Raw genomic sequence first — 17,442 nt, forward strand, 5'->3', positions numbered from 1 at the left:
GCGTCCGTCCGCCCGCACCGGTCAGATCACCCAGTTGTTGCTGTCCATCGTGAGATTCGCGCTGGTCAGACTGAAGATCCGGCTCGAAATATCCTGCGGCGCCGCCTCGCGGTCTTCCTCCCATACCGTACTCCAGGACCGCACATTCTCCTCCGGGGATAGTCCGCCGTCTTCCGCCGCTTCCTTATCCAGCACCAGAAGAACGACCAGCCCCGCGTCGCGGAGCGCGCGCACCGTCGCTGCATAGGATTCGCCCGCTTCCGGACGGAGCAGGTATGTGTGACGGCCGTTCCGAACCAGACGGAACTCCGCTTCCTCAATGGCCTCCGCTGTCGACCCGTCCTCGCCCGGACGGAACGTAAAGACGGCCGGCGTCTGCCAGTTGAGGGCCGCGCGCATCTGGCGGTCCGCACGGGGATGGCTCTTCCGTCCGGATCCGGCCGTCTTCAGCACCACGCCGCAGGCCGAAGTCATATGGCTGATCCGGTCGATCAGGATCAGCTCGCCCATCGTCCGGTGAGCGGCGAAGCGGTCCATCACGATCGGCTCGGTGACGGCGATCTCACAGACGGCGATCTCGTTCTTACCGAGATGATCCGTCTGTTCCCTGGCGCCGCTGTTGACGTCGATCCGGAAATCGATCTTCGTCACAATGCCGGGAATCTGCTTCGTGCCGAGCTTCACCAGGAAGTTTTTCCCAACGGTCAGCGGTACGTCGTCCATCCAGAGCAGCTCTGTCTGAAAGGCGTCCGAGATCGTAAGACCGCTGCCGCGCTCCAGCACGCAGCCGCGGGAGACATCCACCTCCCGGTCAAGCTGCAGCGTCACCGGCTGCCCTTCCGCTGCCTCCTGCACGTCCCGGCCTGCCGTCAGGATGCGGCGGACGTGCGCCTCCTCGCCGCTCGGCAGAGAGCGGACCGGATCGCCCACACGGATCGTGCCCTGCTCAATCTGGCCCTGGAATCCGCGGAAGGAGCGGTCCGGACGGCAGACCCTCTGAACAGGAAGGTAGAAGCCCTTCTCATCCGCGGAAGCCTCCGCCACATCCACTGTTTCCAGATAGTGAAGCAGCGTCGGTCCGTGATACCAGCTGAAGCTGGCGGTGGGAGCGGTGATGTTGTCGCCCTCGGTCGCGGACACGGGGATCAGGATCAGATTCTGAAGATCGAGCTCCTTCCTGAGTTCCTCCACCTGAGCGGAGATCTCCCGGAACCGGTTCTCATCGTATCCGACGAGATCCATCTTGTTGACGGCGAACACGAAATAGCGGATTCCCATCAGTGCGCAGATCCGGGCGTGACGGCGCGTCTGGACGAGCACGCCCTTCGTGGCGTCGATCAGAATCACCGCCAGATCCGCGAAGGAGGCGCCGCAGGCCATGTTTCTCGTGTACTCCTCATGTCCCGGCGTGTCAGCGCAGATAAAGCTCCGGTTGTCCGTCGTAAAGTACCGGTACGCCACATCGATCGTGATTCCCTGTTCTCTCTCGGCGATCAGTCCGTCCAGAAGAAGCGAATAGTCGATGGCGCCGCCTCTGCTTCCCACCTTGGAATCAAGCTCCAGTGCCTGCTCCTGATCTGCGTAAAGCAGCTTGGCGTCATAAAGAAGGTGACCGATCAGTGTGGATTTTCCGTCGTCCACGCTGCCGCAGGTAATGAATTTCAGCAGTCCGCTCATCAGAAATAGCCCTCCCTCTTCCGTTTCTCCATGCTGCCGGCCCCGCCGTCCTTATCGATCACGCGGCTCGTCCGCTCGGATTCCACGGCGCTCAGCGTCTCCGTGACGATCTTGTCCAGCGTATCCGCCTCCGACTCGATGCCGCCGGTCAGCGGATAGCATCCGAGCGTCCTGAAACGGATCTTTTTGTGCATGATGTCCTCCGGCTTCAGATGAAGATGATCTATGATCCGGTGATCATCCACCATGATCAGATTGCCCTGATACTCGATGCACGGTCGCTCCTTCGCGAAATACAGCGGCACGATCTCGATTCCTTCCCGGCGGATATATTCCCAGATGTCCGTCTCCGTCCAGTTCGAGATCGGGAAGACCCGGATACTCTCGCCCCGGTTGATCTGCGTGTTGTAAAGCTTCCACATCTCCGGCCGCTGGTTCTTCGGATCCCACGCCTGCGCGGCGTTGCGGAAGGAGAAGATTCTCTCCTTCGCCCGTGACTTCTCCTCGTCCCGCCGTCCGCCGCCGAACGCGGCCGTGAACCCGTAGTGCGTCAGTGCCTGCTTCAGCGCCTGCGTCTTCATGATGTCCGTATAGGAGGCGCCGTAGTCGAAAGGATTGACTCCGGCCTTCACGCCTTCCTCATTCTTCCACTCGAGCATCGTCAGCCCGTACTTCTCCGCCTGCGCGTCCCGGAACTCAATCATCTCGTGAAACTTCCATGTCGTGTTGACATGAAGGAACGGGAAGGGCGGCTTCTCCGGATAAAAGGCCTTCAGCGCCAGATGCAGCATAACGGAGCTGTCCTTTCCGATGGAATACAGCATCACCGGCTTTTCGCACTCCGCGGCCACCTCCCGGATGATGTAGATCGCTTCCGCCTCGAGGGCGTCCAGATGCGACAGATTGCTCATGGTTTCCTCCTTTTCAGTACCGGTTCGCGCTGCGCCGGTCCACGGTGATCGTCTTCGTACTGCCGTTCGGCGAAGTGACCGTCCAGCGGTAGACGCTTCCCTCCTTCCGGATGCTCAGCAGTGATCCGGCCCCTCCGATGTCCGCGCCCAGAAAATACCGGATCGCGCCGGCGGGGCATTCTTTCATGCAGGCCGTGCAGCCCCAGCAGTCCTCCGGAATCCGGATCGCGGCCCGCTGCGAATCATCCAGCGCGATCAGATTCCCGGGACATGCCTCCGCGCAGCGCCCGCAGCCGATGCACAGCGCCCGGTCAATCGTGATGCTCATGACAGCCTCCTTTCATCGCTTCCGGTTCGATCAGTCGTGATGCTCATAGGTTTCTCCCTTCACGAGCGGACGGCGGATGATCCGGATCCGTCCGTCCCGCATCACGGAATTGATATAGCACAGGCCTTCCCCGCTCTTCTCCGGATAGTCGATAAACTCGCCGAAGGTATGCCAGCGTGTCTCCTTCCGCGCCGAAAGATGCGCGATCAGCGCCCGGCAGACCGTCAGCCGCTCCCGGATCTCAAAGACGTGCATCAGGTCAAATGCATCCGCCGACGGAAGCGACCGGGCGAGCGTCTCCAGACGGGCGATCCGCCGGTCCGCCTCCGCAAGCCGGCCGGCGCTGTAACGGTAATCGGTGCGGATTCCGCCCGCGTACTCGTCCATCACCTTCTGCATCGCCTCTTCTGCCTGCTGCCATGTCAGCGTCGTCCTGGGCGCCTCCAGATGCCGGCGGTACGCAGCCACCGCCGCGGCGGCTTGAGCGGCCGGGTCATCCGGTGCGCCGCAGTCCGCATCCTTTTGAGAGGCGTTTCCAGGCACCTCCCGCACGACCGGCTCTGCTCCGTCCCGCGTCCCGACGGACGGCTCATATTCCGTCCCGGCCTCGTTGAGATACGCGGCGATGGATCCGGCCGCGATCTCTCCCTCGGCCAGCGCGCCGGTCACATATTTCTGCGGCGCGCCGCCCGCCACGTCTCCGGCTGCGAAGAGGCCTCTCAGCGTCGTCTCCCTCTTCGTATCCACCCAGTATCCGCCGGCCGTATGGCCTCCCACCACATAGGGTTCGGTGCCTTCGATCTCTACGTTCTGCGCCGAAGGTCCCCGGCCGGATTCCACCCATCGCAGCGTCTGCGCCGGCGCCATATTGAGATACGCCCGGAAAAGGTCGTCCTCCTGCTCCTTCGTGATCCCTGCCGTCTCGAGGTAGCAGGGGCCGTTTCCCTTCCGGTTCTCCTCCACCGTGCCGTAGATTCGCTGGGCTGTGGAAAGACCGTACACGTTTTCGTAAGTCTCTCCCTTCGCGTTGACCTGACGCGCATGCACGCCCTGGGCGATCGTGCCGGTGGGCGCGATAGTGTCCTTGCAGCGAAGCGCGACGAACCGCATCTCGAGCGTCGTCATCTCCGCGCCCGCCCTGAGGCCCATCGCGTAGCCGGCACCCGTGTTGAAGGGCGGATACCACATCTTGTGCCTCGAGAAGCCGGGGTTGTTCGGACGGTAAAGCCCGGCCGCTCCTCCGGTCGCCATCAGAACTGCCTTCGCACGGATCTCGTAGAACACGCGCTCCCGGACCGAAAAACCGACGGCGCCGGCCGCATGGCGTTCTTTTCCCCTGCCTTCGGTCAGCAGATCCGTGATGTTGACATGATTGAGAACCGTGACCGTCTTCTCCGCTTCCGCGCCCTTCGCCAGAATCGGCTTGATGTTCTCCCCGTTGATCTTGACGTTCCGCCAGCCCCTCGTCGCGTACCGGCCGTCGGCGTCCTTCAGGATCACCAGACCCCGGCGCTCCAGATCCTCCGTCACGCCGTTGAAACGGCGGGCAATCGAAAGGAGCAGGTCCTCCCGCACGATCCCGCCGGCATCTTCCCTCGCGTAATCCACATAGTCTTCCGGCGTATGCCCTTCGGAAATGTACGCGTTCAGCGCGTTGACTCCGGCGGCAAGACAGCCGCTTCTTGTGATGTTCGCTTTCTCGGCGATCAGCACCCGGATTCCCCCGCGCTCTCCCAGCCGGATCGCCGCATAGCATCCGGCCGTTCCGCCTCCGATGATCAGCACATCGGTCGTCAGCAGTTTCTTCGTCCATTCGGTCATGACCGGCCTTTCCTCCCTCTCATATCAGAACCAGCAGCGCCGCGCCTGCGGCCGCGGAAAACAGCATCGGAAGAATCTGTCCTGTCTTCTTCCGAAGAAGCAGGAAGAGGTCGGTTCCGACGACCGCCGCGGTGATCAGAAGCGTCGCGCCGGCACTTTTTCCCATCGCCGCACCCGTCTCAAGGTTCGTCTTCACCATCGTCAGCATGACATTCAGCAGAAGCCCGCCGATGATCGGCCGGATGAAACGCCCGAGGCGCCGGAAAAACGGTGCGTCGCGAAATGTTCTCATCATCCAGCGTGTCAGACCGAAGATGACGCCGGAGGCGGCGACGCTGACGCCGAAACCGGCGGCCGCCAGAAGAAAAGCGTCCGTTCTTCCTCCGGACTCAAGACCGATCAGATACCCGGTGCCCGAAAGAATCTTGCAGAGAATCGATCCGGGAAGAAGGTTGGCCACCGGCACCAGCGTCCCGTAGAAGGCGTCCGCGCGGACCAGCCCGCTCCCTGCGAACAGTCCGTCCGCCACGGAAAGATAGGCGTCGCCGCCTCCGAAGGAAAGAAGGGAAGATACAAGACCGCGAATCAGATAATCGAAACTCCGGCCGGCCGTAAGAAGAGCCGGGAGAGAAAGAAGAAGCACGAAGGCGGTCCATGCGGACGTCTCACGTCCGAGGCCGGTCCAGTCCGGCTTCGCCTTCACATGCATGCTCCGGCTCCCGGACCGCAGTCCGGTCACGAAGATCACGGCAAAAGAGATCAGCAGCACCTCCACGGTACCGAAAGCGGGCAGGGGCAGCGACGTCCGTCCTCCCAGCGTCCTCCCGCAGGTGAGAAAGAATACAAGAAGCATCACGGCCGGCGCGCGCAGACGTTCTCTGCCGGTCTGGCCTGCGGCGGGCCGGACCGAACGGACGGCATAGACAATCAGGAGGCTGCTGATAAAGGCGCCAAGACCCACGGAGAGATACCGGACCGCCGTCATCACAGCCGCGCTTCCCGAAGATACGGCGGCCAGCGCGAGCACTGTGAGCAGCGCGCCCGGCAGCGCCATCAGCACGGAGGCAGCCAGCATCCCCGGAACGCCGCAGACTCTGCTGCCGACGCCGGCGGCGATCTCCACCGGAAGGGCGCCCGGCGTCACACAGGCCGCCACCACGTCCTCGTCATATTCATCCTGCGTGACGAGACGACGTTCCGTGACGACCTCCTCCTCGATCACCGGGATCAGTGCACTGCCGCCCCCGAAGCCGATGGCTCCGATCCTGAGCATGGAAAGCATCAGCTTCAGCGCGGGGCTCTTTTCCAAAAGGCTCCGTCTGTCCGCCGTTCCCAGCGCTGCGCGTTCCGACACTCCAGCGAATTCTGTCATCCTGCCGCCTCCGCTATAATCATAGTAATTTGGTATGAATACTAGAATTACGTGAACTATAGCATTCAGGCAACGGATTGTCAATGAATGTGAACTTCCTGAAAAATTAACTCTCGACGGCTCCCTGAGTTATTCCTGAGAGTCATCGGCGGTGAGAAAATCCATGATCTCCTCAAATGAGCGGTTGCTATGCTCGATTGCCTGAAGCAGTTCCTTGTTGTGTAACTCATCGCGTTTTTTCATCAGCTGATTGAGCTGCTCGAGTTCAGCTTCGTACTTATCCTTGGCTTTGGAAACGACCAGCTTCTGCTGTTCGATCTTGTCATCGATACTGATTCTTCTGCGTGCCATGGTTATGCCTCCTTCGCAATGAAAGACTTCAGATCATCGTTGATTTCTACTGCCTGTTTCCTGACATTTGCTTCGGTTAATCCGAATGCTTTCAGAATAGACTTCTGGGTCGCAGTCACTGAGTAATCCAGATAGTATTCGCGGTCAGGCTGGCGCACGATCTCGATCTTTTCAAGTTCACGGATTGCGGCAGGCACCGTCATGTAGTTTTCTTTATGATGAGTTTTCAACATTTGTTCCTTCAGCAGGAAATGCATTCGATTTCGGATGATCAGAGCTACAAACTCAATGAAGATCTTTGCGTGCAGCGCCTCGTTGGTCTGGCAGCGCATTGTTCTGTCTCCAAGGAATGTTTTATCTTCCCGGAACATTTTTTCAGATGCATCCCGGCTCTTATAAAGATCCAGCGCCTCTGCCGCATCCATCTTTTCGGATGTGATGATAACAAAGTAACCACATAGGGCGATTTCTTCATCGATAACATTGTAACGCTCACGGTCATACATGAACTTTTCATCATCTTGACCTTCATGGTAGTAGATCAGGTCGAAATACTTGCGGAACTCATGCCCAAGGTCAAGCTTCATGCCTTGATGTTCCTGAAGATACAGGGACATCCGGTCGATCTTTTCTTCAAAGAGCTCACGTTCGGAAGTCTGCTTCCGTTCGTTGTAGTAGATGTGGAAGTAGCGCTCCTTCTCATCGGAAGGATACAGATGGTGCTTCACTGTAATGCCATTAACCCTGTAGTCACGAAGGCTGTATTCGCGCTTTTCCTCAAAGCTGCCTTTAACTGACAGAACAAGATCACGGACAAGTGATTTCATTCCTTTCATCATGATAATGAACTCGTAACCGTTCTTATCCATGAAGTGAATGTTTTCCTTGCTGAAATATCCACGGTCAAGAATAAATCCGACCTGACGGTAGCCGTAACCTTTTGCTTTCAGAAGCATTATCTGAAGCTGAGACACATCAACAATGCTTCCGGGATACTCTTCATAATAAAGAGGCTCAGAGTTATTGTGATCGTAAGCAATCGAGTAGTTAAGTACCGGCTTTCCATTGTCATCTTTGGGATGGCCGATCTCAACATATTCAAGATCACCGGCCTGGCAGTTCTTGTTGGTTGAGTCGTAAGTAATGTAGATCTTTTCCCGGTGATCATGCCTGCTGTTCCATTCATTCTGGAAAGCAATGCACTGATCCCGTGTGATGTCGTTGATGAAAGAAGATACCTTCGAATCACTGTACAGTTTCATCTGCCGCGTAAAAAGCGGATGGTTGTAGGCGTAATCCGGATAGTACTGACCGGCATTATTCTCCGTGACAATGGAGTATGCTGCAAGATCAAGGAAAAGACCTGCGTCCTTTCCAATCAGCCGCCCAATGATCTCATCCAGATGATAACCGGCGATAATCTTGCGTATAACAAGAAACGCCCCAATGCGCAGGCATGCACTTCGATCAGATGTTTCGTTAACCTGCGGAAGTTCTGCTTCCGGAAAGTATTTTAGGAAGTTTGTATTGGGATACATCGTCTCGGACGAAGCATTCAGGCACTTTCCGATCGTTGTGTTTTTCGGAACGGAATAATGTTTTTCCGAACTGTATTTGCGATCGTAAGCATAGTAAATATAGGTTATTCCACGGATCGTTTTCCGGGTGATCCCATGCTTGGAATCCGGTATTTTGACCTCGTAATCGAGATACACGGTGCCCTCCTAACGAGAGTTAATTAACTCTCCATTATTATAGCACCAACCACGAAAAATGATCACCTAAAATGCAAGTTTTTGGCTTAAAATCAACCTTTCTGGAGTCGAGAAAGATCACGATTCAGAAACGAGAGTTAATAATCGAGGAAGTTCACAATGAAAGAATCCGAATCGTGGAAAACGGAGCCGCTTTGCCCGGATGATGATATAATGGAATGCATTCACCGTGGTTTTTGAAGAAGATGGCCCGGAAGCGCCCGGGTTCTTCATACGGAAAGGAGAAAAATCGGCATGTCTGAAATCAGTGAACGACTGAGAGCCGAATTCGGCGCCGGAGACGCGCAGCGCGATGCCGGACTGACGACGCCGGCCAACATCCGTCGGTATGACGGCATCCGCTACGGAGAAGATGCGGAATGGAACGTGCTGGACGTCTACCGGCCCCGGTATGCCTTCGGAAAAAAGCTTCCGGTGATCCTGATCGTCCACGGAGGCGCCTGGGTCTACGGCACAAAGGAAGTCTATCAGTTCTACGGAATGGAGCTGGCCTCCAAAGGCTTCGCCGTCGTCAACTACACCTACCGGCTCGCGCCGGAACACCCGTTTCCTGCATCCCTTGAGGACAGCGTCCGGGTCTGCCGCTGGATTCTCGCCCAGTCGGACACCTTTCTCTTCGACACGGACCGGATCTTTGCGGTGGGCGATTCCGCCGGCGGCCATCTGCTCGGCCTGCTCTGCGCGTTCCTCTGCCGGCCGGACTATGCGGCGCGTTTCCGGTTTTCCGCCCCGGAAGGCTTCCGTCTCCGCGGAATCGGCATGAACTGCGGGATCTACGATCCCTTCGTCAAAGGCGCCGGTTCCGACGCGCTGGACCGGGAAGCGCTGATGGCGGATCTGCTCGGAGCGAAGAAGGACGACCCCGCCGCGCACTCTCTGACCGACGTCCTCTCATGGGTCAGCGCCGCCTTCCCGCCGATGATGATCGTATCCGCGAAGGGAGATTATCTTCTGCCGCAGGCTGCTCTGCTGGAGGAAGCCTGCCGCAAGGCCGAGGTCCGCTATGTGACCCGGATCTACGGCGACGCTGATACGCCGCTGTACCATGTCTTCCACTGCAACCTGCGCGAGCCCGCCGGCCGGGTCTGCAACGACGAGGAATGCGCCTTTTTCCGGAAACTCGGTAGCGAGGAAGCGGAAAGGAGTTCACTTGAATACTGAAAAAACGAGCCATATGGAAAACGCCAGCCGCGAGCAGCGGATCATCCGGACCAGCATCATCGGGATCATCGCCAACGTCCTGCTGGCCGGCTTCAAGGCGGCCGTCGGCCTGATCTCTCACTCCGTGGCGATCACGCTCGACGCCGTCAACAATCTGAGCGACGCGCTCTCTTCGCTGATTACCATCATCGGCACCCGGCTCGCCCAGAAGGCGCCGGATAAAAAGCACCCGCTCGGATACGGCCGCATCGAGTATCTGAGCGCCACGATCATCTCGGTCATCGTTCTCTACGCCGGCGTTACCTCCTTCATCGAATCCGTGAAGAAGATCATGCATCCGGAGGCGTCCGACTATTCAGCCGTCGCGCTGCTGATCATCTCGGTCGCCGTCGCGGTCAAGATCCTGCTCGGCACATACGTGCGCCGGGTCGGCCGGGAGGTCAGCTCGGATTCGCTGGTCGCGTCCGGCAGCGACGCGCTCTTTGACTCGGTGATTTCCGCCTCGACGCTGGCCGCCGCCATTCTCTATCTGACCGTCGGGATCCGCGTCGAGGCATGGCTTGGCGCGGCGATCTCGGTCATCATCATCCGTTCCGGCATCGATTTGCTCAGGGGCACCACAAGCGAGATTCTCGGCGAGCGGATAAACCATGAGCTCGCCCGGAACGTAAAGAAAACGATCAATTCCTTCCCGGAAGTGGAAGGAGCGTATGATCTGATCATCCACAGCTACGGACCGGAGAAGCTGATCGGCTCAGTCCATATCGCGGTGCCGGAATCGATGACGGTAGGCGAGCTGGATCATCTGGAGCGTGCGATCGTCCTGAAAGTGATGGAGGAAACCCAGGTCGTCATGGCCGGCATCTCCGTCTACTCCATCAGCCGCTCGCCCAGGGCGCGCGAAGTGGAATCCGCCATCCGGGACTATGTAATGACCCAGCCCGGCGTGCTCCAGATGCACGGCTTCTATCTCGATGAGCAGGAGAAATGCATCCGCTTCGACCTCATCATCGACTACGCTGCCCCGAATCGACGTGAAACCTTACTTGCGGTTCAGAAGAAGATCGAAGAAATGTATCCGCACGACAAAGTTCAGATCATCCTCGACGGCGATGTCTCAGACTGAGATGGAATTATGTGAACAAAAGCCCGTGTCCGGAAAGCGGACACGGGCTTTCTTTCATTCTGGATACCGGGATCAGGCTCCGGCCGGCTCGAACGCCGCCGCCACCTTCTTCAGCAGCTCCCGGATCTTGAGATGCTGCGGACAGACCTTCTCGCAGCCGCCGCAGCCGATGCAGCTGCCCGCACGGCCGCCGTTCTCCGTCAGATCCTGGTACCAGATCCGCTGGTTCTCGTCATGGTAGAGCTCCTTCTTGTTGAGACAGTCAAAGAGCCTCGGGATCCGGATTTTTTCCGGACAGTGGTTCTCCTCGATGCAGTAGCGGCAGCCTGTGCAGGGGATCAGCCGCATCGAGCGGAAAATTTCCGCCGCCCGGTTCACCGCTTCCAGCTCCCGCTCATCGAGCGGCCGGAAGTCCTTCATGAACGAGAGATTGTCCTTCATCTGCACGACGGAGCTCATGCCGGACAGCACCATCTCCATTCCCTCGAAGCCCGCCGCGTACCGGATCGCGTAACTGGCATTGGAGCCCGTCCTCGGAAGCCCGTCGAACACCTTCTCCACCTCGTCCGGGAGGTCCACCAGATGCCCGCCCTTCACCGGCTCCATCACAATCACCGGCTTGCCGTGCCTTCTCGCCGTCTCGTAAACCGCGCGCGACTGGATGAAGGGATCGTCATAATCCACGTAATTGAACTGGATCTGGACGATCTCGACCTCCGGATAGGCCGTCAGAATCTGATCCAGCACCTCCGGCCGGTCGTGGAACGAGATGCCCAGATGATGAATCTTCCCTTCCCGCTTCAGCTCCATCGCGGTCTCATAGGCCCGGCATGCCTGAAAATGCCGGAAATTCTCCGCGTTCTGCGCGTGCATCAGATAAAAGTCAAAATAAGATACGCCGCAGGCCTCAAGCTGGCTCTCGAAAAACGGCCGGATGTCCGCTTCCGTCCGGAAGTACGGCTCCGTCAGCTTGTCCGTCAGCACGTACGAAGACCGCGGATAGCGTGAGGAGAGGCATGTCTTCACTGCCTGCTCCGACTTCCCGTCGATGTATCCGTGAGCGGTATCAAAATAATTGCATCCGCTCTCAAGAAACAGATCCACCATCCGGCAGACCTGATCCGTATCCACTTCGGTCCCTTTCATCGGCAGCCGCATCAGACCGAATCCGAAACGGTTTCTGATTTCAGGGAAATGCACCTGATCCGTCATGTCTCGTCTCCTTTCCAAAACACCGGCCGGCGGCGGCTTATCCGCCGCTCCGCCGGCCCGGATCTCCCCGGTTTTATTTACCGAGCTTCTGAATCATCCGGTAGACCCGTGTCGCATTGACCTCAAGCTGACGGCGGCTCAGATCGCCGCTCTTCAGCGCCTCCAGAAGGTTCTCATAGACCGCCTGCGACCCCGGCATGATCAGATCGCCGCCGGCCGCCGCGATCTTCCACGCCGTCGGAGCCGGATACTTCGATCCCTTCTTCTTCATCTCCGGAAGCAGCCAGTCGGTCATCACGATGCCCTGATAGCCGAACTCCTCTCTCAGAATTTCCATCAGTCCCTTCCGCTCGTTGGTATGCTCCCCGTTCAGAAGGTTATAGGACGTCATCAGCGCGTGCGGCTGGGATTCGCGCACACAGATTCCGAAGCCCCTCAGATATATCTCTCTCATCGCCCGCTCGCTCACCTGACTGTTGCTCGTGTAGCGGTTCGTCTCCTGATTGTTGACACAGAAGTGCTTGATCGTCGTACCACATCCCGGATGCTTCTGCACGCCGTCCGTGATGGCGGCCGCGAACCGCCCGCTCACCAGCGGATCCTCCGAGTAGTACTCGAAATTCCGCCCGCAGAGGACATGCCGGTGAATGTTGAGCGCGGGCGCCAGCCAGAGCTGAACACCGAAACGCTCCATCTCATCCCCGACGATATCCCCGCAAAGCGCCGCAAAATCCGTGTTCCAGCTCTGCGCGATCGCCGTGCCGATCGGAATCGCGGTAGCGAACTGATCCCTGACTTCCTCTCCCCTCTTCGGCCGGTACGCGAGGAAGGTCTGCATCGCCCAGCGGGCCGCGCCGGGGAGGTACTCCAGCATGGATTCCGGCACCGGGCTGCCCAGAGAATGAGCTCCATCCGCGCCGCGCACAAAATGACGCGCGAGACGGAGTCCGGCCGGGCCGTCCGCCATCACCAGCGATCCGATCCCGATATCCTGAAGCGCCCGGGTCGTCTCGCCGGCGGCGCCTGCCACTGATCCCGCAGAGTCGCCGACCATCGTCAGCAGGCGCCGCTTCGGATTGAAATGGCCGACGTTCAGATACGCCAGCTGCTCATCCGTGAGACCGTGCAGATACGCGTCGATATCCGCCGGCTGCCCGGTTTCGTCCGCTGCCTTCGTTCCGTCCGTCTCTTCTCCGGACGCCGCTGTCTTTTCCCCGGACGCCGCTGTCTTTTCTCCGGCTGTCCGGTCCTCTCCGCTCTGCCCGGAGGCGTGCTCATCCGTCTGATCCGCCGCTTCGGGCGCCGTGCTCAGGATATCCGCCGCGTTCATGGCAAGCACGGGGACATCCTCCGGCGTCTCACTGACCGGCTGTTCCGGCTTCCAGTCCTCGAAATCCGGCGTGCCGCAGCGGCAGGCTGACCGGCGAACCACCACGTCTTCCGCCAGCCTCACCACGGCGGCCGGCTCTGTGCTGCGGCTGTCCGTGCCGAGGCGGAGCACATAGTCTCCCTTTTCAAGAACATAGCAGGCGTTCTCCGTATCCCATGACGCCAGATCCACCATCGCGGCGTCGATCATCACGGTTTCGCTCTCCCCCGGAGCCAGCTCCGCGGTTTTCGCCCAGCCGGCGAGCTCCTGATACGGCTGATCCAACCGTCCCGCGGGCTTCGACACGTAGAGCTCGATCACCTGCCGGCCGGGCCGGTTTCCTGTGTTGCGTACCTCCGCGGAAACCTGCAGCCGGCCGTTCTCCGCCGTCACCAGCGCGTTCGACATGGCAAACGTCGTGTAGCTCAATCCATAGCCGAACGGAAACAGCGGCTTTGTCCCGAAGGAGTCGAAGTAGCGGTAGCCCACATAGATCCCCTCGCGGTAATGCGTGTCGTCCTCTTCCCCGAAGTCACCGACCCAGGAGTAATCCGTGGCGGCGGCCCAGGTTGTGGTAAGACGGCCTGACGGATTGTCCTTGCCGACCAGAATCCGGCTCAGCGCCAGCCCCGTATCGACACCGAGCTGCGACAGGAGAAGGATATTGTCGAGATCCATCACCGGGGAAAGGTCCACCGGCCCGCCCACGTTGAGCACGAGCATGCATGTTTTGTACTTCTGCTGCATCGTATGAAGATCGCGGATCTCCGTCTCTGTCAGATAGAAATCCCCTTCCTCCGCCTTCCGGTCGTTTCCCTCTCCGCAGATCCGGGCGAGAACATACACCGCCGCATCGCCTTCCGCGTCCATCGGAAGATCGTAATCAGGCTCCGGCATCACCCGGCCCATACCCTCCAGCACAGCCGGCACCTTCTTTTTCCTCGCCACGGCCTTCACCTCTTTCAGAAAGCGGGCCTTCGCTCTGGCAATCTCCCGGTCATATCCGTCAAGCCACGCTCCGGAGGTGATCGTGAATCCCGTGTGGCAGAGCGCCTCCTCGACGGAAACCGCAAACCGGGAATTCACCTCTCCTGATCCGGTGCCGCCCTTCAGCGTATGCCGGGCGCCGCTGCCGTACAGGGCGATCCTGCAAGGCCGCGCCAGAGGAAAATCGCCGTTGCTCTTCAGAAGAACTGTGCACTCTGCGAGATGCGGTCGCAGCGCCTTCAGATGCTCTTTCTCGTACTCATATAATTCCATCTGCATCTCCTTTCTTAACCCGGGACGCCGAAAGCGTCTGTAGTTTTACTTTACCATCTGCTTCAGATGAACACAATCGGAATCGCTTAACACAGGCGTCCGTTTGCTCTGCCCTGTCTTCATTTCTTCACATCTTCCTGTTATACTGAAACTGTTTCGCATCAGGAGCCGGTTCATAATCCTGATGCAGTACGAACCGGTATGTATGAAAGCCAAAGGGATCAAAACAGGGATATGAAGGAACAGAAAAAAGAAGAGCGAACGGCGGAGGAATGCCTCTCCGGCACGGCAGAAGGCGAAGCGGAATGTGCCGACGAGTGCATTGCCCCCGCTTCGGACGAAGAAACTGATCCGCTGCCGGAAACGGACGCCACCGGCATCTACGGGGACGCGCTGCCACGTATGAAAACCGCCCTCGGCGAGGTGATGGAGCGGGTGGCTGCGTTTCGAAGGAAAGAGAAAGCGGCGCGGGGCGAGGATCCGGTGGAACACTGCCTGTACCGGATCAAATCCGATGAAAGCATGCGGGAAAAATGCCGCCGGAAGGGACTTCCGGAGACAAAGGAATCCGCACTCGGGCGGATTCATGACGCTGTCGGTATCCGGGTCGTCTGCGCGTTTCTCGACGATGTCTTTGCGGTCCGCGATGATCTCGTCTCGATGCCGGGCATCGAGGTGATCGAAGAAAAGGACTACATCCGGCACGCGAAGCCCAACGGCTACCGGAGCTACCACATGATTCTCCGGGTCCGGGACATCTATGTGGAGGTACAGCTCCGGACGATTTCCATGGACACATGGGCCGCGCTTGAGCACCAGCTGCGCTATAAAAAGGTACACTGCTCCGAGGACAGCCTGATCTTCAGCGAGCTCAAGCGGTGCGCCGACGAACTGGCGTCCACCGATATCTCGATGCAGACCATACGGGATATGATCCGGAAGGAAGGCGTCTTCAGGAAAGGAGAACAGCCATGAAGCTTCTGCTGGCAGAAGATACAAGAGATCTCAACCGCGCGCTGAGCGCGGTGCTGATCCATAACGGTTACGAGGTGGACTCCGTCTTTGACGGAATGGCCGCCGATGAACATATCCATCATGACAGCTACGACGCCATCATCCTCGATATCATGATGCCGAAGAAAAACGGTCTCGACGTGCTGCGGGACATGCGTGCGAAGAACATCCTGACGCCGGTCCTGCTTCTCACGGCAAAGGCCGAGGTGGACGACCGGGTGACCGGGCTGGACGCAGGCGCCGACGACTATCTGACGAAGCCCTTCGCAATGAAAGAGCTGCTGGCCCGGATCCGCTCGATGACGCGGCGCCGGTCGGACTACAGTCTCCGGGATCTCAGCTACGGCGATATCACCCTCAACGCGGATTCTCTGGAGCTGCGCTCGGTCAACGCCGTCCGGCTCTCGATCAAGGAATTCGAGCTGATGCAGGTGCTGCTGCTGGATCCGGACCACGAGATCGACACCGCCTATATTCTTGAACATGTATGGGAAAACGAACCGGACGCGAAGCCGGACACCGTCTGGCTCTACATCTCTTACCTGAACGGAAAGCTGAAAGCCATCGACTCCCGGATTACGATCACCGGCAGCCGCGGCGGAAGCTTCCGGCTGGAGGCCGTCAACGAATGAATTCCGCTACCGTCCGGCGGCTTCGCCGGAAATTCATCTTCACCGCGACGCTGACCTATTTTCTCGTGATGATCTTCATGGGCTTCTTCATCAACACATCCAACATCGTGCTGTCGCTGAAGCAGATCCATGCCGTGCTGGACTACATCGTCAGCACAGAGGGCACGATGGTCGCGCCGGACCGGTCCGCTGCCTCAGACGGCACGAAAAACGGTTCCGATGCGGAGACAGTCCGCGAAGCGAACGGCGCGGATACGGACAACGGGGAGGATCTCGACGACTTCTCCCCTGAATTCCGACTGTCCACGCGTTATTTCGCGGTCTTCTACGAATCGGACCGCCAGACGGTATCGGATGTCATTGATTCTCATATCTCTGAAATAAGCGAAGAAAAAGGCATCCGGATGGCGGACCGCGTCATCCGCCAGAAGATCAGCTTCGGACGGACCGGTGTCTACTTCTGGGAAACCGGACGCTGCAGCGATGGTCGCTACATCGCCGCCTTCGTCAACTGTCAGTCCCAGATCAGTTCGATTGAACGGATCCTCCGAATGACGCTCTGGATCGCCGTCTGCGGGATGGGCATCACGTTCCTGCTGGTCAACATTTTTTCCTCCCGGATCATCCGTCCGGAGCTTGAAAACATCCGGAGGCAGAAGCAGTTCATCACCAACGCGTCCCACGAACTGAAGACGCCGCTGGCCGTCATCCGCGCCAACACCGAAATTGAGGAAATGATGAACGGGGAGAACGAGTGGACCCAGTCGACAATGCGCCAGGTCGACCGGCTCAACGGACTCGTGCAGAATCTTGTGATGATCGCCCGTGCGCAGGAGCGGGAGGACCGCTCGGTGATGACGGAAATCAACGTCTCCACGAACGTGGAGGAGACCGTGAAGCCGTACGAATCGCTGGCCCAGCAGGATAAAAAGAAGCTCGTCCTCGAGATCGAGCCGGATATCCGAATGCTGGCCGATGAGAGCCGGATCCGTCAGCTTGCCTCCCTGCTCATCGACAACGCCTTCAAATACTGTGACGACGGGGGCACCGTCATCGTCTCCCTCTCCTCCCTTCACAAGGGAAAGCAGGTGCGTCTGGTAATCTCCAATTCGTTCCGCAGCGGCGCCGACTTGGACTACAGCCGCTTCTTCGAGCGCTTCTACCGTCAGGACGAGTCACACAATGTGGATAAGGGCGGATACGGAATCGGACTCAGCATCGCCGAAAGCATCGTGCAGCAGTACGGCGGCTCGATCTCCGTCAGCTGGAAGGACGGCATGATCAGCTTCACATGCCTGCTGCAGTGAAGGAAACTTTCACTCATGCTTTACTTTTCATGCGTCTCATGCGGCAATGAGTAAAGCCAGATGAGTTAATGCTTCAGAAAAAGTAAAGCATTGCGGAAAAGCCGCTCGAACAGTGTCATCCCCTTC

The 17,442-nt window shown here is 58.6% G+C and carries 14 protein-coding genes; 5 read left to right on the top strand and 9 right to left on the bottom strand.

The genetic code is table 11. The annotated features are described in order from the left end of the window. Nucleotides 1–21: 21 nt before the first annotated feature. The 7 genes from G4C92_RS06745 to G4C92_RS06775 form a co-directional block, all read right to left on the bottom strand. A complete protein-coding gene (locus G4C92_RS06745) occupies nucleotides 22–1,677 on the bottom strand; it encodes a sulfate adenylyltransferase subunit 1 (protein ID WP_274941805.1) in 1,656 nt (551 codons plus the stop codon). Then, entirely contained in the window at nucleotides 1,677–2,588 is a 912-nt protein-coding gene (cysD, locus tag G4C92_RS06750) for a sulfate adenylyltransferase subunit CysD (RefSeq protein ID WP_274941806.1), read from the bottom strand. Before cysD ends, G4C92_RS06745 begins: the two co-directional genes overlap by 1 nt. Before the next feature lie 13 nt (nucleotides 2,589–2,601). Next, entirely contained in the window at nucleotides 2,602–2,916 is a 315-nt protein-coding gene (locus tag G4C92_RS06755; protein WP_274941807.1) for a 4Fe-4S dicluster domain-containing protein, read from the bottom strand. 30 nt (nucleotides 2,917–2,946) lie between these two features. Next, entirely contained in the window at nucleotides 2,947–4,737 is a 1,791-nt protein-coding gene (locus tag G4C92_RS06760; RefSeq protein ID WP_274941808.1) for an adenylyl-sulfate reductase subunit alpha, read from the bottom strand. A 19-nt stretch (nucleotides 4,738–4,756) separates the two neighbouring features. Beyond that, nucleotides 4,757–6,109 carry a chromate transporter gene (locus G4C92_RS06765; protein ID WP_274941809.1) on the bottom strand — a complete coding sequence of 451 codons (1,353 nt, stop codon included), beginning with the start codon at nucleotides 6,107–6,109 and terminating at the stop codon, nucleotides 4,757–4,759. A gap of 129 nt (nucleotides 6,110–6,238) precedes the next feature. Beyond that, nucleotides 6,239–6,460, bottom strand: a complete 222-nt coding sequence (locus G4C92_RS06770; RefSeq protein ID WP_274940005.1) for an ErpK protein — start codon at nucleotides 6,458–6,460, stop codon at nucleotides 6,239–6,241. A gap of 2 nt (nucleotides 6,461–6,462) precedes the next feature. Beyond that, nucleotides 6,463–8,175, bottom strand: coding sequence for an IS1634 family transposase (locus G4C92_RS06775; protein WP_456298663.1), 1,713 nt, complete (start codon nucleotides 8,173–8,175; stop codon nucleotides 6,463–6,465). A 294-nt stretch (nucleotides 8,176–8,469) separates the two neighbouring features. Between G4C92_RS06775 and G4C92_RS06780 the strand changes: the two genes are divergently transcribed. Beyond that, the gene (locus G4C92_RS06780) at nucleotides 8,470–9,396 is read left to right on the top strand and encodes an alpha/beta hydrolase (RefSeq protein ID WP_274941810.1); all 927 of its coding nucleotides are present in this window, start codon (nucleotides 8,470–8,472) and stop codon (nucleotides 9,394–9,396) included. 13 nt (nucleotides 9,397–9,409) lie between these two features. Beyond that, nucleotides 9,410–10,522: a cation diffusion facilitator family transporter gene (locus tag G4C92_RS06785; protein WP_274941811.1), complete on the top strand. Its 1,113-nt coding sequence runs from the start codon at nucleotides 9,410–9,412 to the stop codon at nucleotides 10,520–10,522. Nucleotides 10,523–10,594: 72 nt separating this feature from the next. Here G4C92_RS06785 and G4C92_RS06790 read toward each other — a convergent pair whose 3' ends face one another. Next, nucleotides 10,595–11,734: an aldo/keto reductase gene (locus G4C92_RS06790; protein WP_274941812.1), complete on the bottom strand. Its 1,140-nt coding sequence runs from the start codon at nucleotides 11,732–11,734 to the stop codon at nucleotides 10,595–10,597. Nucleotides 11,735–11,807: 73 nt separating this feature from the next. Beyond that, nucleotides 11,808–14,363: a glycoside hydrolase family 3 N-terminal domain-containing protein gene (locus G4C92_RS06795; RefSeq protein ID WP_274941813.1), complete on the bottom strand. Its 2,556-nt coding sequence runs from the start codon at nucleotides 14,361–14,363 to the stop codon at nucleotides 11,808–11,810. Between the two features lie 234 nt (nucleotides 14,364–14,597). Here G4C92_RS06795 and G4C92_RS06800 point away from each other — a divergent pair, with 234 nt between their 5' ends. Genes G4C92_RS06800 through G4C92_RS06810 form a run of 3 tightly spaced genes read left to right on the top strand, consistent with a single transcriptional unit; the run spans nucleotide 14,598 to nucleotide 17,316 of the window. Then, on the top strand, nucleotides 14,598–15,338 hold the full coding sequence (locus tag G4C92_RS06800; protein ID WP_274941814.1) for a GTP pyrophosphokinase: 741 nt from the start codon (nucleotides 14,598–14,600) through the stop codon (nucleotides 15,336–15,338). Then, complete coding sequence (locus G4C92_RS06805; protein WP_274941815.1) at nucleotides 15,335–16,009, top strand: response regulator transcription factor; 675 nt, start codon at nucleotides 15,335–15,337, stop codon at nucleotides 16,007–16,009. Before G4C92_RS06800 ends, G4C92_RS06805 begins: the two co-directional genes overlap by 4 nt. Next, nucleotides 16,006–17,316, top strand: coding sequence for a sensor histidine kinase (locus G4C92_RS06810; RefSeq protein ID WP_274941816.1), 1,311 nt, complete (start codon nucleotides 16,006–16,008; stop codon nucleotides 17,314–17,316). Before G4C92_RS06805 ends, G4C92_RS06810 begins: the two co-directional genes overlap by 4 nt. The last annotated feature ends 126 nt before the right edge of the window (nucleotides 17,317–17,442 follow it).

It is taken from the genome of Chordicoccus furentiruminis (assembly GCF_019355395.1).
GTDB lineage: Bacteria > Bacillota > Clostridia > Lachnospirales > Lachnospiraceae > Chordicoccus > Chordicoccus furentiruminis.